The sequence below is a fragment of the Halomonas sp. NyZ770 genome (assembly GCF_020616575.1).
GTDB lineage: Bacteria > Pseudomonadota > Gammaproteobacteria > Pseudomonadales > Halomonadaceae > Vreelandella > Vreelandella hamiltonii.
Window position 1 is genome coordinate 2248822 of the sequence record NZ_CP085143.1, and the last position, 13276, is coordinate 2262097.

The following is a 13276-nucleotide window of genomic DNA, read 5'->3' on the forward strand; positions in this document are numbered from 1 at the left end:
AGGCGGCCCTAGGGCGTGACGATGATTTTCACCTGCGCCTTGTCGCTCAACAGCGCCTCGAAGCCCTCTTCGACGATGTTGGCCAGAGGAATACGCTGGGTGACCATGTCTTCGGCCCGGAAGTAGCCTCGCTGCATCAACGCCATCACCGCCGGATAGACATGCCGATAGGCAATGATGCCTTTCATGGTGCGCTCCTTGATGACCAGGTCATTGGGCTGGAAGCTGGCGTCCCCCTCCCAAATGCTCACCACCACCACTTCGCCGCCTTCGTGGGTACTGTGCAGCGCCTGGTTGAGCACGGCGGGAATGCCGGTGACTTCGAACGCCACATCGACCCCACCCTCGCTCAATGCGTGCAGCTTCTCCACGGCGTCTTCTTGCTGTGGGTCGACCACGATGGCTCCCAACGTTTCGGCTTTGGCTTTGCGGGATGGCGCGACTTCTATCGCGTAGATCTGCGCAGCCCCAGCGGCCTTGAGGGCCTCAATGGTCATCAGGCCAATCGGCCCGGCGCCGAACACCGCAGCACTATCCCCAGCCTTCAGGCAACTCTGGCGCACCGCATGCAGCGCCACGGCGGCGGGTTCTACCAGGGCCCCCTGCTCGAAGCTCAGATCATCCGGCAGTTTGTGTACCATGTGCTCGCCCATGACGGTGAACTCGGAAAAGCCACCGCCGCCACCGGAAAGGCCGTGGAAGCCGAGCAGCGGCGTCAGGTTGTAGCGCTCCATCTGGTAAGCGCCATCCTTGTTGGGCGAAAGAATAGGCTCGATGGCGACGCGATCCCCCACTTTCACGCGGGTGACTTTTTCACCGACCTCCACCACTTCCCCCGCAAACTCATGGCCCATGATGATCGGCGCCTGTTCGCCGCTGATGGGGTGCGGCTTGCCCACCGGGATGAAAATCGGCCCGGCGGCGTATTCATGCAAATCGCTGCCGCAAATCCCACAGGCGGCCACTTTCACCTTCACCGAGTGAGGGTCGTTAATGGCTGGCACAGGCACCTGCTCCACGCGAAGATCCCTGGCCGCATACCATATCGCTGCTTGCATATTGGTTTGACTCATGACTAGCCCTTCCTATCAAGACACATGATGTACCGGCTGAAGCCCGTACACGGGGGTTTCCAGGCCTTCCATACGCGCTTTCAACTGCAGCGCCAGGTAGTGCGAGTAGTGCCGGGACTGATGCAGGTTGCCACCGTGGAACCACAACGCCTCTTGCTGAGTGGGCTTCCACATGTTGCGCAGCTCGCCTTCCCAGGGGCCGGGGTCCTTGGTGGTGTCGGAGCCCAGCCCCCAGCACTTGCCCACCTTGTCTGCCACCTCCTGGGAGATGAGCCGTGCCGCCCATCCATTCATCGAGCCATAGCCCGTGGCGTATACGATGAGGTCCGCCGGCAGTTCGCTGCCATCGGTCAAGGTAATGGAGCGAGGATTGATGCGCTCGATACCGACGCCGCTGCGTAGTTTGATATCGCCGTTGGCGACCAGATCACAGGCCCCCACATCGATGTAGTAGCCCGAGCCACGACGCAGGTACTTCAGGAACAGGCCTGAGTCGTCGTCACCGAAATCGAGCAGAAAGCCTGCGTCTTCCAGCTTCTGATAAAACGCCGCATCACGCTGCTTGATGGCGGCGAAGGCTGGCCGCTGGAAATCGGGCAGCACCTTGTAGGGAATCGATGCAAACAGCAGGTCGGCCTTGTCATGGGTCAGGCCACCCGCCACCGCATTTTCCGAATAGAGCGGCCCCAGCACCTCTTCCATCAACGAGTCCGACTTGACGATATGCGTCGAAGAGCGCTGAAGCATGGTGACATCGGCATCGTGCTCCCAGAGAGCCGCCGCAATGTCGTGGGCCGAGTTGTTCGACCCCACGATCACGCACTTTTTACCGGCGTAGGCGTCTGGCCCCGGATGCTGGCTGGAGTGCTGTTGCTCGCCTTCGAAACACTCCGCGCCCGGAAATTTGGGGATGTTGGGCATGCCCGACATGCCGGTGGCCATCACCAGCTGTTTCGGACGTAGCGTTATCTGCTCACCGTTACGCTTGACGTTCACCACCCACTCGCCTGCGGCTTCATCGAAGCGTGCATTGTCGCAGGTGGTGGAACTCCAATAGTTGAGCTCCATCACTTTTGTGTACATTTCCAGCCAGTCGCCCACTTTGTCTTTCGGGGCAAACACCGGCCAGTTGTCGGGAAACGGAATATAGGGCAGGTGGTCGTACCACACCGGGTCATGCAGGCAGAGGGATTTATAGCGCTTGCGCCAGGAGTCCCCCGCGCGTTCGTTACGCTCGATGATGAGGGTAGGCACGCCCATCTGCTTTAGCCGCGCCCCCAGGCCAATGCCGCCTTGTCCTCCTCCGATGATCACGCAGTAGGGCTGGCGCGTGTAACCCAGCTCGGCCTCTTCACGCTCGCGGGCTTCCAGCCAGGTTTCGCGCTGTTTGTTGGCGCCATGCTCGGCACCTTTGGGGCGGTGGTGGTTACGCGGTTCGGGAAAATCATCCAGCGCCTGCAGGGTGGTGAGCAGCGTCCAACACTTGCCGTTCTTCAACCGCAGGTAGCCTTTGCCGCTGGCAATGGCCGTTTTAAACGTGAACCACGCCTCCACGGTATCGCCGTTCTCACTGGCGTCGCCGTCTATCTGCCACTGGCCAGGCCGGGTATTCGCCAGGGTGGCCTCCAGCATCGCCTGAATCTCCTGTTTGCCTTCGCAGGTTTTGAGATTCCAGGTAAAGGATAAAAAGTCGCGCCAATAGCACTCGTCGTTGAACAGCGTTAATACGCGCTGAATATCCTGCGCCTGCAGCGCGTCATCCAGGGCCTGCAGCCATACCTGAACGGAGGTGGTGGCGTTAGAGGGTGTACTTGCCTCGGTGTGAGTCATCGTGGGTACTCCAGGGTCGTTGTTATTGTTGATCTGTCGATAAGACACCCACCCCTAAGCACCCGCCGTGCCAAACGCTCAAAACCGGTCATAAATGACTGAAAAACATCATCAATCAAGCATCTTCGAAGCGCTATAAAACCGCGCCAACCGCGTACAGCTGTCACGCCTTGTGTACGCGCCACGTTACAGGTGTAACGCGCGACTAACGGCGTAATACGCCCTCGTTGACACCCACCACAAAGCGCATAGGCTGGAGACACAACAAGAATTTTGTGTGGATACGCCATGCCAACGCCATCACTGCCACCGACCCGCCTGGCCCCGATGCAGCGCCAGCACATCGAACACATCTTTCAGCTCGGCGAAGGGCTGGATGTGCCCCAGCTACCGGCGCAGGCCACTATCCGCCGCTCCTGGCTGCGCTGCTTGAACGAGTATCGGCTCGACCCCACGCAGCCCCGCCCTGCCCGAGTGGTGCCCCAGCAAACACTGCTCGAGCATCGCGAATCCGTCGATGAACTGCTGCACGTTGCCCGAGCCGGGGTCGACCAGCTCTACGGACAAATCGCCCAGCTCGGCTACGTGCTGCTGCTCACCGACCACCGGGGCATCACCGTCGAGTTTCGCGGCAACCCAAGCCAAGACCAGCAGCTACGCAAGGCGGGCCTCTATTTGGGTGCCGACTGGGACGAGCGCTTCGCGGGCACCTGTGCGGTGGGCACCTGCCTGCACGACCGCCAGGCGATCATTTGCCACCGCCAGGAGCACTTCGACGCCACGCATATTTCACTCACCTGCACCGCTGCCCCCATCGCCGACCCGCAGGGCAACGTCATGGCCGTGCTGGACATTTCAGCGCTCCACTCCCCGGCCCAGCACGAAAGCCAGAACTTCAGCCTCTCGCTGGTCACCCTTTACGCCCGCATGATCGAAGATGCCTACTTCTTGCAGCGCTACCGCGACTGCCTGATGGTGCGCCTGGATACCTCGCGAGAATTCGTGCATGTCAACGGGCGCGGTCTCATCGCCATGGAAGAGAACGGGCAAGTGATTGCCGCCAACGCCGTGGGCCGCGAGCTGATCAGTGCGCACCAGCGCCGCTGGCCGCCCTGGTCAAGCCATCACGCCCCCATGCTGGGTGAGCTGTTCGAGTGCGACATGGCCGACGTACTGAGCATCAATGGCGCCAGCGACGACCAACTGCGAGCGTTTCGTGCCCGTGCCAGCAATACCATCTATTTTCTCAGCCTGCTGGAGCCAAAACGGCCCCGCCGAGAGGCAGCAGAGCGTTCCCAGACTCCCTTGGCCGCGCCGTTGGCACGGCTGGGTGGCGACGACCCCGCCATGCGCAAAGTCCAGAAGCTCGCCGATAGGTTGCGTAATGAGGTCAGCGTCAACGTGTTGATCACCGGCGAAACAGGCACCGGCAAGGAAGTCGTGGCGAGAGCCCTGCACGACAGCGGCCACCGGGCCAACGGCCCCTTCGTGGCGGTGAACTGTGCGGCCATTCCCGAAGCTCTGATCGAAAGCGAGCTGTTTGGCTACGAACCCGGCGCCTTTACCGGTGGCCGGGCCAAAGGCATGCGCGGGCTGATCCCCCAGGCCCATGGCGGCACTCTGTTTCTGGATGAGATCGGCGACATGCCGCTGGCGCTGCAAACCCGCCTGCTGCGCGTACTGGCCGAGCGCGAAGTGATGCCGCTGGGGGCGAACAAACCCGAAAAAGTCGATATTCGGGTCATTTCCGCCACCCACCGCCATATCGACGCCATGATTGCCCAGGGCGAGTTCCGCGAAGACCTGTATTACCGCCTGAACGGCGCCCAGCTCAGCCTGCCAGCGCTGCGTGAGCGAGCCGACCGGCTCTTCGTGATTCGTCAGGTGTTCGATGAGGTCGTCAACGAGCGCCAAGGCGCGCACACGCCCCGCCTGAGAGCCGATGCCATCAGCGCCCTGCTGGCCTACACCTGGCCTGGTAATATCCGCCAACTAAAAAATGCACTGGCATTTGCCCTGGCCACTGCCGAAAGCGACGAGATTACCGTGCATGACCTGCCGGAGCAGTGCCTGGGCGCACGCATCACCCGCCGTCGTCTCGACCAGACCCAGCAGGCCAGCCCACAGCACCACCCGCTGGCCGAACTGCTCCACCAGCACCAGTGGAATGTCAGTGCCGTGGCTCGCCATCTGGACGTGTCACGCCCTACCGTGTACCGCCAGATGCATCGTCTTGGGCTGGTACCGCCCAACAAGACCTGAGCCGTGGGCGCTTGGCCGGGAGGGTCAGCCTCACGTACACTTGTTTGAATCTGATCACGCTTTCGACAAGCCGAGGCCCAGCATGGCGTTTGACTCTACCTCTTCGTATATCGCAACCGATGCACTCAAGCAGGCGGTGAATGCCGCCGTGGTACTCCAGCGCCCGCTGCTCATCAAGGGCGAGCCGGGCACCGGCAAGACGCTGCTGGCCGAAGAGCTGGCGGCTTCGCTGGGCACTCGGCTGATCACTTGGCATATCAAGTCCAGCACCAAGGCAGCCCAGGGGCTCTACGAGTACGATGCGGTGAGCCGCCTGCGCGATTCGCAGCTCGGCGTGGAAGGCGTCGAGAACGTCGGCAACTACATCAAGCCCGGCAAGCTCTGGGAAGCCTTCACCGCCGGTGAGCGTGTCGTACTGTTGATCGACGAAATCGACAAGGCAGACATCGAATTCCCCAATGACCTGCTCCAGGAGCTGGATCGCATGGAGTTTCACGTTTATGAAACCGGCGAGACCATCCGTGCCGAGCAGCGTCCGATCATCGTCATCACGTCCAACAATGAAAAAGAGCTGCCGGACGCCTTCCTGCGCCGCTGCTTCTTCCATTACATCGAGTTCCCCGACCGCGAGACCATGCAGGCCATCGTCGACGTTCACTTTCCCGACATTGCTCCCAGGCTCGCCAGCGAGGCGCTGGAGGTCTTTTTCGACCTGCGCAGTGCTCCAGGGCTGAAAAAGAAGCCTTCCACTTCCGAGCTGGTCGATTGGCTCAAGCTGTTGATGGCCGACGAGCTGGCTCAGGAAGCGCTGTATCATCGCGACCCCGCCAAGGCGCTACCGCCCATGGCCGGCGCGCTGGTCAAGAACGAGCAGGATACCCACCTGCTGGAACGCCTGGCGTTCATGATGCGTCGCCAGAAGAACAGCGGGCGCTAAGCCATGTTCATCGGCTTGTTCGAGACCCTGAAGCGCGCAGGCGTACCCGTTTCACTGCGGGAGCTTTTAGACCTTCACGCGGTGGTGGAGCGCGGCGTGGTGTTTGCCGATATGGAGGCGTTCTATCAGGTCGCGCGCACGGTCATGGTGAAGGATGAGCGCCACTTCGACCGCTTCGATCGCGCTTTTGCCGCCTGGTTCAAGGGCATCGAGGACATGGACGCCGCCATCGAAGCGCTGATTCCCGACGAGTGGCTGCGCCGCGAGTTCGAGAAACAGCTCACTGATGAAGAGAAAGCCAGGATCGAGTCGCTGGGCGGGTTGGAAGAGCTCATCGAGACCTTCAAGAAGCGCCTGGAAGAGCAGAAAGAGCGCCACGCGGGGGGCAACAAGTGGATTGGCACCGGCGGCACCAGCCCCTTTGGGGCCTACGGCTACAACCCGGAAGGCATTCGAATTGGGCAAGATGGCTCCCGCCACCGCCGCGCCACCAAAGTGTGGGACGAGCGACGCTTTCGCGATTACGACGACTCTCTGGAGCTGGGCACCCGCAACATCAAAATGGCCCTGCGACGGCTGCGCAAATTCGCCCGCCAGGGCGCCAGGGACGAGTTCGATGTGGACGGCACCATTCGCGAAACCGCCCGCGATGCCGGGCTGCTCAATATCCAGATGCGCCCGGAGCGCCACAATGCGGTCAAAGTGCTGCTGTTTCTGGACGTGGGCGGCTCCATGGACGACCACATCCGGGTATGCGAAGAGCTATTTTCTGCGGCACGTTCCGAGTTCAAGCACCTGGAGCACTACTACTTCCATAACTGCCTCTACGAAGGCGTCTGGAAAAACAACCTGCGCCGTGGCAACGAGCGTATCCCTACCATGGACGTACTGCACACCTACGGCGCAGACTATCAGGTGGTCATCGTCGGCGACGCCGCCATGTCGCCTTACGAGGTCACCCACCGTGGCGGTAGCGTGGAGCACTTCAACGACGAAGCGGGCGGAGTGTGGCTCAAACGGCTGGCCGATAAATTCCCCCGGTTGGCGTGGCTGAACCCCATGCCACCCCGCGCCTGGGAGTACACCTACTCGACCACCCTGATCCGCGAGCTGATCGACGACCGCATGTACCCCATGACCCTGGAGGGGCTGGAAAACGCCATGCGTGACCTGGCCAAGTAGCGGGCGTCTCTTCGCCACGACTGTTCACCAAAATTCTCCGCCACAACCATTCACCACAACTATCCGCCACAACTATTCACCACAACTGCAGCGCACAAAAAACGGCATGCCCAGGAGGCACGCCGTTTTTATGGACGCTATGCTGAACGGGCGCGCAGGCTATGCCATGCGGGTCATCAGGCTGTGGCCCGTCAAGCGGCGGTGCAGCACCGCCATGCCGATATGGCCCAGCACCAGTACCAGCAGCGCCCAGCCAAGCTCACCGTGCAGCAAGCCGCCCAGGTTGATCATCCACTCCACGCGCTCACCGCCTCCCGACATCAGCGGCACGCCGAATACCTCCAGCGGCCGCCCAGAGCCGTACTGACGAATCAGCGCAATGGTGGGTACTGCGATCATCACGCCATAGAGCGCCAGATGGCCCAGCTTGGCCATGACGCTCACGGCAGGCGGGCGGCGCGAGGCATTGGCCAGCGCCCAAAGCGCCCGCAGTACCACCAGCGTCATCAGCAGCACGCCAACGTCTCGATGAGTGCCCCACAAGAAGCTTTCAATGGCCGTATCTTCCAGCAGCACCCGAGCCCCAGCGCCACTGAATTGCCAAACGAACAGCAGTGCCATACCCCAGTGCAACGCACGACTCACCAGACCGTAACGAGACGTCGAATCCATGATCGCAAGCGCCATGATGCAAATTCCTCATAACCATCACTATTGAGGAAGCCATTTTACCCTGAACTTGACGACGCTTCGTGACAACAACGTGCAAACAGGTTCTCAAACGTGGAACACGCCGTTCCACCTGAAGGCTACAAAGACGCCGGGAACTGATTCAAGCCCGCCAGGAAGGCTTCCTTGGCCTGCCCGAAAGCGGCCGCGTCGTGCTTGAAACGACGCAGAATCAACGCCTCGTCCAGCTCCAGGGTGGGCGCCAGCTCATCCACATGGCTGGCAGGATGGCGCGCCACGAGCCCAACGCGCTGGCCCTGCGCCGTGGTCCACCAGCGCTTGAACCCGCACTGCTGGTAGAACGCCTCTTCCTGCTCACTGCTCACCTCGACACGTAGCGGCGCCTTCAGGCTCAGTTCGCTCAGCAGGCGGGCCTTGGCCCCTTCCACCAGCTCGCAGGCATGGGTGACGGTCATGCCCTGGCCTTTCTCGTCCAGCACCAGCAGCGCCAGGGCCAGCGGCTTGCCGCTGCCATCCACCCCCGCCAGCAAGCGCGCGCCTTCCTGGGCAAACAGCACGTTCCGAGTACCGGTGAAGACCACCAGCGGCGTCAACCCTGCCGCCTGGCCATAGACATCGGCACACAATCTGGCCAAACACGCATCCCGCTGGGCACGTTCACTTACATGGACTACCTTCATGACGCCCTCTCGTTGCGTTCGTTGACTCTATCGTTCTGGCCACATTCTACAGAAAGGCGCCAGAAAGGCAGAGCCCAAAGGCAGGCCGCGTAAAAGAGAAACACCAAAAGCCACCGCGTGGCTTTTGGTGCAACGAAGGCCGAGCAGGCTACAGGAATGCCAACATCCCGGTGGGATAGTTCAAGGTCAGCAGATTGGCCATGCCGACCAGGAACAGCGTGACCCCGGCTGCCAGCCCCACCGCCGCCACGGGCTTCATTCTTGCCACCGACAGCAAAAACCCAAGGCAGAACAGGCTGGCCATGACCAGAAAGCCGAATAGCATCACGCCACCGATCAGGCCAAAGAAGCCGAGAATCCACACCACCTGCTGGCGTAACGGCTGGTGCTGCCAGCGCATGGGCTTGATAACCGTTCTGACGATTTCCAGCAGGCACGCGGCCACGATGACCGCGATGGCCAGCCGAGGCATGATCCCCCCCAGCAGGGAAAGGTCGGCAAATGCGAACCAGACATACCCGGCCGTGGCCAACAGGCCAGCCAACAGCACGATATCGATGACGCCCAGTGCCAACGGGGCCTCCTCTTCCTGATGGGCATAGGCTTCCGGCACGCTTGCCTCACGGCGCTTTTGCAAGTAGCGGCGTAGCGGGGGCAGCAGTAACGAGGCGGCAATCAGCGCACCAATGATGATCACTCCCGGGCGCATGAAGGCATCGACGCCCTGGAACTGCGCGGCCTGATAAAAATAGGCCTCGGCCCCCGGCGCCAGCACGAACCCGATCAGAAACGCAGGGCGCGACCAGTTGGCCTGTTTGAACAGCACGCCAAGTGCACCAATCATGCCCAGGGCAAACAGGTCGCCCAGAGAGCGGGTGGCCTGGTATGCCGCAAAAAGAATCAGAATGGTGATCAGCGGCGCCAGAATCACGAAGGGCACGCGAGTCAAACTCGCCACGGGACGTGCCAGACCCAGACAGAACGCGGCCCCCAGAATGTTGGCCAAGGCCAAGGACCAGATGATGGTATAGGTCAGGTCCAGATTGGTCTCCAGCATGCTGACGCCCGGCTGCAGACCGAGCAGCAGCAGCCCGCCCAAAAATACCGCCGCCGTCCCCGACCCCGGGATCCCGAACAGCAGCGTGGGCACCATGGCCCCGCACGCGGTCGCGTTGTTGGCCGATTCCGGCGCAATGACACCGCGAATGTCGCCCTTGCCAAACTGCGACTTGCCCTTGGCGCTCTGTACCGCATGGCCATAGGTCAGCCAGTCCACCACCGAACCTGCCAACCCCGGAATGGTGCCCATAAGGCTGCCGATACCCGCACAGCGGGCCACCAGCCCCGGCCGTTTGGCCACATCCATGACGCCCTCTTTCCACCCTTTGCCAAGCTGGCAAGGCTGCTCGGCAATGGCCCCGCGCTTGACCAGCAGGTCGATGATTTCAGGCAGTGCAAAGATCCCCAGACCCACCACGACCAGCGGCAGGCCGTCATACAGATAGTCGATGTCCAGCGGCAGGCGGAATTCGCCCGTGGCCGGGGCCATGCCGATGGTGCCTACCAGCAACCCCACCCCGCAGGCCGCCAGCCCCTTGAACACGTCACGCCCGGACAGTACGGCCACCATGGAGAGCCCCAGCAGGGTCAACATGAAGAGTTCGGACGATGAAAACGACAGCACCACGGGCCTTGCCACCAGAATGAAGGCCGTCAGCACCATGGCACCGATCAAACCGCCAATCATGGAAGACAAAAACGCGCTGGACAGCGCTCTCGCCGCCTGACCTTTCTTGGCCAGAGCAAAGCCATCCACCACGGTGGCCTGGGAAGCGCTGGAGCCCGGAATACCCAGCAGCACCGACGCGAAGGTATCCCCGGTAGGAATCACGGCCACCAGCCCCATCAGCATCCCCAACGCAACGGAGGGTTCCATGCCATAGAGAAAAGGCAGCAGCAGCGACATGCCGGCAATACCGCCCAACCCCGGGATGATGCCGACCACGAGCCCAATCAGCACCCCGATGACCATGTACAGCATATGCGGGACAGTAAATAACTGCCCCACGCTGGAAAACAGAACGTCTAACATAGCGTTGGCTCTTTGAAAGTGGAAAGTAAAGGAGCCTGAAAGCGCTGCTCAGGCAGCGCTTTCAAGGGTGTATTGAAAGGGGCTCAGATGCGCGCCCCGTGCTGCTCCAACAGCCATTCCACCAGCCACTCGCGCGTGGCATCTTCCAACGCCATGGCATCCTGCAAATGCTGCTCCACGACCTCGCCCACCACTTGGGTATAGGGGCCAAGCTGTGCGTCGGCAGCCTGTTTGAACTCGTCGGTATCGATGAAGCGGCGCACCGCTTCACGATACTCAGCCACCAGCGCTTCGGGGGTATCCTTGGGCACCACGATCATCTTTTGCAGCGTGAAGCCCGATGCGAAGAACTTGTGGAAGGCGTCACCGGCCAGTCCACCGGGCTGCTCTCCATGAGCGGCTTCATACACCTCATTGAACGTCGGCAGTTCAGGGAAAGCAGGATCACGCACGATGTCGCCCTGATCGTCCAGCACGCCCAGTGAGAACAGCGGCACGGCACGGCCACTCTCCACCAGCGGCGCTACGCTGCTGAAATAGGCCGATGTGGTCTGGAAATCGATATCCGCCTCGCCGCGCTCGAAGGCCAACCGCCCCTCTCCTCGGCTGCGCATGCCCGACACGGCTTGTACGTCCGCTCCCAGCATATCCAGCGCGATCAAGACCGGTAACTCCAGGCCCGTGTGGCTCTGCACCGCAAACTTCACCCGCTGCTCGCTCAAGGCATCGAGCACTTCTTCCGGGCTGCTGCCCAGGCTGGGCTGGGCGTACACCACGCCGCCGGTGGGCGAAGCCAGTATCGGCGTCCAGTCGTTGTAGTCATAGCGTACGCGACGGTCCTGAAGCATGGCGGGATACTGGGTAGACGCCGACGTGCCCAGCCACTGGCTGCCATCGGAAGGCGCACGCATGGCATACAGGTTGCTGCCGTTGATGGAGCCTCCGCCCGGCACGTTGTCGATGACCAGCGTCGGAGCCCCTTGAATGTGATCGGTCATCCAGGTGGTCAAAAAGCGGGCCCATACATCCGTCCCGCCCCCCACGCCAAAGGGAATCGTCCAGCGGATGGTATCGGGCACGGCCACCTCGTCGGCCTGGGCATTCAGGCTGACGGCTCCCAGTGCCGAGCACGCCAGCACCAGCAGCGCTTTGCGATAGACATGGCGAGAGGCAGAGATCACGCTAGCGCGTGGTGAGTGAGTAAGAACGTTCATGGCGCTACTCCTGTTATTGATTATTGTCGGTCAATGCATTTATCGCGGTGGTTTACGTAGCGGCTTCCAGCGACGGAGCCGCGGGGGCCGCATAAAAAATCTGCCCGCTCATGATCTTGCGTGCGGTCCGCATGAGCGAGACACGGGCAATGTCGAAGGGGTCGTCATTGCGGTACTCGGCGGTCAGCGCAATGGTGCCAGAGGGGTGCTCCAGTACCAGATGGCAAAGCAGTTCATCAGGCGTTACTCGCCCAACGTCGCGGGCCAGCAGGTTGGCCACCGAGCCGGGCACGTTGAGGGCGGCCACCACGGCCATCGCCCCGGTGACGGCAATGGCCTTATGGCAACGATGGGGCACAAAATAACGCACATTCAAGGTGCTTGCTCCCGCCGCTGGCGCCGACACCAGCACCACCTTGGGCAGCACGCTTTCACGCACGTCCCCCAGCCCCATGCGCTTGCCCGCTTCACGGCGCAGCGCTTCCAGACGGTCGAGCAGGGGTTGATTGGCATCCAGCTCGGCGGGCGCTTCATGACCCGTCACGCCCAGCGACTCCGCGCGCAGCAGCATGATCGGCGTCGCCGCGTCGATGCAGCTCACCTCGACGCCCTCGATCATCTCGCTGGCGTGGCCAGTGGGCAGGAGCTGGCCCGTCTTGCTGCCCATGATATCCAGAAAGCTCAACTGGATGCCCGCCGCACTGCCGGGCACTCCGCTGATACACACATCGCCCTCGTACTGCACCTGCCTGGCCGGGGTAGGCACATGGCATTCGATCAACCGGCGCGTGTTCAGGTTGTACACCTTGACGACCGTGACGCCATCTTGCGGCTCTACCAGGCCGGTCTCCAGCGCGTAGGGGCCAACGGCCGAGAGCATGTTGCCGCAGTTGGGGTTGAAGTCGACTCGTTTGTTGAGCACGTCCACCTGTGCGAACAGGTAATCGACGTCGGCTTCCGGGTGGGAAGAGCGTTCGACGATGGCGACCTTGCTGGTCAGCGGGTCTCCCCCGCCGATGCCATCGATTTGCAGCGCATGGCCAGACCCCATCAAGCTCAGCAGAATGTCGGCCTGCTGCCCTTGATCTGCGGGCAGGTCCTTCATTCGCAGGAAAGGGCCTCGTGAGGTGCCTCCCCGCATAACGACACATGGAATACTGTTCATGGGCTCCACCGTGATGATCTTGACCCGTCGTGTCGACTGGTCGTGTTGACTGATAGGCGGAGAATGTCAGGCAATTTTTAATGCCTCAAATGCAAATATCCATTGCTATAAATCCATTTCTTGCATTAATGTGTTTTGCTTATCAAACCAG

General features: G+C 61.5%; 10 protein-coding genes. 3 read left to right on the forward strand and 7 right to left on the reverse strand.

From position 1 onward, the window contains the following. Positions 1–8 precede the first annotated feature (8 nt). Together LG409_RS10370 and LG409_RS10375 are read right to left on the reverse strand one after the other, a co-directional pair. A complete protein-coding gene (locus tag LG409_RS10370; protein WP_319799320.1) occupies positions 9–1073 on the reverse strand; it encodes a 2,3-butanediol dehydrogenase in 1065 nt (354 codons plus the stop codon). Between the two features lie 15 nt (positions 1074–1088). Next, positions 1089–2903 (reverse strand): NAD(P)/FAD-dependent oxidoreductase, encoded by a 1815-nt coding sequence (locus tag LG409_RS10375; RefSeq protein ID WP_227406601.1) that lies wholly within the window; start codon positions 2901–2903, stop codon positions 1089–1091. 288 nt (positions 2904–3191) lie between these two features. Here LG409_RS10375 and LG409_RS10380 point away from each other — a divergent pair, with 288 nt between their 5' ends. From LG409_RS10380 to LG409_RS10390, 3 genes are all read left to right on the forward strand, one after another. Then, positions 3192–5165, forward strand: coding sequence for a sigma-54-dependent Fis family transcriptional regulator (locus LG409_RS10380; protein ID WP_193461813.1), 1974 nt, complete (start codon positions 3192–3194; stop codon positions 5163–5165). Positions 5166–5247: 82 nt separating this feature from the next. Further along, positions 5248–6102, forward strand: a complete 855-nt coding sequence (locus LG409_RS10385; protein WP_039179688.1) for an AAA family ATPase — start codon at positions 5248–5250, stop codon at positions 6100–6102. Positions 6103–6105: 3 nt separating this feature from the next. Further along, positions 6106–7284 (forward strand): vWA domain-containing protein, encoded by a 1179-nt coding sequence (locus tag LG409_RS10390; protein ID WP_081138895.1) that lies wholly within the window; start codon positions 6106–6108, stop codon positions 7282–7284. A gap of 159 nt (positions 7285–7443) precedes the next feature. Here LG409_RS10390 and LG409_RS10395 read toward each other — a convergent pair whose 3' ends face one another. The 5 genes from LG409_RS10395 to LG409_RS10415 form a co-directional block, all read right to left on the reverse strand. Beyond that, entirely contained in the window at positions 7444–7971 is a 528-nt protein-coding gene (locus LG409_RS10395; RefSeq protein WP_039179682.1) for a cytochrome b, read from the reverse strand. A 122-nt stretch (positions 7972–8093) separates the two neighbouring features. Beyond that, positions 8094–8654: a hypothetical protein gene (locus LG409_RS10400; protein WP_227406602.1), complete on the reverse strand. Its 561-nt coding sequence runs from the start codon at positions 8652–8654 to the stop codon at positions 8094–8096. 148 nt (positions 8655–8802) lie between these two features. Further along, positions 8803–10746, reverse strand: coding sequence for a tripartite tricarboxylate transporter permease (locus LG409_RS10405; protein WP_193461811.1), 1944 nt, complete (start codon positions 10744–10746; stop codon positions 8803–8805). An 83-nt stretch (positions 10747–10829) separates the two neighbouring features. Then, complete coding sequence (locus LG409_RS10410) at positions 10830–11960, reverse strand: Bug family tripartite tricarboxylate transporter substrate binding protein (RefSeq protein ID WP_193461810.1); 1131 nt, start codon at positions 11958–11960, stop codon at positions 10830–10832. Between the two features lie 52 nt (positions 11961–12012). After that, positions 12013–13125 carry a 4-oxalomesaconate tautomerase gene (locus LG409_RS10415; protein ID WP_227406603.1) on the reverse strand — a complete coding sequence of 371 codons (1113 nt, stop codon included), beginning with the start codon at positions 13123–13125 and terminating at the stop codon, positions 12013–12015. Positions 13126–13276: the final 151 nt, after the last annotated feature.

Excerpts from the sequence above, each read along its gene's own strand:
- LG409_RS10405 (WP_193461811.1), bottom strand. The coding sequence starts at position 10,746 with ATGTTAGACGTTCTGTTTTCCAGCGTGGGGCAGTTATTTACTGTCCCG.
- LG409_RS10415 (WP_227406603.1), bottom strand. The coding sequence starts at position 13,125 with ATGAACAGTATTCCATGTGTCGTTATGCGGGGAGGCACCTCACGAGGC.
- LG409_RS10390 (WP_081138895.1), top strand. The coding sequence starts at position 6,106 with ATGTTCATCGGCTTGTTCGAGACCCTGAAGCGCGCAGGCGTACCCGTT.
- LG409_RS10400 (WP_227406602.1), bottom strand. The coding sequence starts at position 8,654 with ATGAAGGTAGTCCATGTAAGTGAACGTGCCCAGCGGGATGCGTGTTTG.
- LG409_RS10385 (WP_039179688.1), top strand. The coding sequence starts at position 5,248 with ATGGCGTTTGACTCTACCTCTTCGTATATCGCAACCGATGCACTCAAG.
- LG409_RS10375 (WP_227406601.1), bottom strand. The coding sequence starts at position 2,903 with ATGACTCACACCGAGGCAAGTACACCCTCTAACGCCACCACCTCCGTT.
- LG409_RS10395 (WP_039179682.1), bottom strand. The coding sequence starts at position 7,971 with ATGGCGCTTGCGATCATGGATTCGACGTCTCGTTACGGTCTGGTGAGT.
- LG409_RS10370 (WP_319799320.1), bottom strand. The coding sequence starts at position 1,073 with ATGAGTCAAACCAATATGCAAGCAGCGATATGGTATGCGGCCAGGGAT.
- LG409_RS10410 (WP_193461810.1), bottom strand. The coding sequence starts at position 11,960 with ATGAACGTTCTTACTCACTCACCACGCGCTAGCGTGATCTCTGCCTCT.
- LG409_RS10380 (WP_193461813.1), top strand. The coding sequence starts at position 3,192 with ATGCCAACGCCATCACTGCCACCGACCCGCCTGGCCCCGATGCAGCGC.